The following is a 578-nucleotide window of genomic DNA, read 5'->3' on the forward strand; positions in this document are numbered from 1 at the left end:
AAGCGTCAGGTCGAAGCTAAGTTATTTAGAGAAGACCTACTTTACCGCTTGAATGTTGTGCCTATTCATTTGCCTCCTTTAAGAGAAAGAACTGATGAAGTTAAACCATTGCTTGAACACTATATTCAACATTTTAACGACAAGTATGAATTGGATTGTCGATGGCACCCCGATCTTATTGCGCACTTAAGCTCATATGATTGGCCGGGCAATATTCGTGAGTTAATAAATCTAACCGAGCGCTTAGTTGTTACAACAGATGAGCCTTTAATTACGGCGGCTCAATTGCCAAAAGAATTAGCTATCAAGAAATTCATGAATTTAGGAGTTCATACATTGAAATCTCAAGTGGAGGCCTTGGAGCAACAATTAATCACAGAGGCTTTGCTTGAGCACGGGACAACTAGAGCAGCAGCGAAAGCATTAGATATAGATCAGTCAACATTAGTTAAAAAGCAAAAGCGTTGGCGTCAAAATAACAATGAGGAGCAAGAAGACGATGTTTGATATTGAAGCTTTAAAGTTGCGCCAAGAGGCCTTTATCAATGGGGAGTGGATATCAGCGTCCAATGGAAAAG

At 40.0% G+C, this 578-nt stretch carries 1 pseudogene; it reads left to right on the forward strand.

From position 1 onward, the window contains the following. Positions 1–507 (forward strand): annotated as a pseudogene (locus ACT3RM_RS18120) (hypothetical protein); the annotation flags it as partial. Positions 508–578: the final 71 nt, after the last annotated feature.

Source organism: Pseudoalteromonas sp. AOP7-A1-14 (assembly GCF_052376275.1).
Classification (GTDB): domain Bacteria; phylum Pseudomonadota; class Gammaproteobacteria; order Enterobacterales; family Alteromonadaceae; genus Pseudoalteromonas.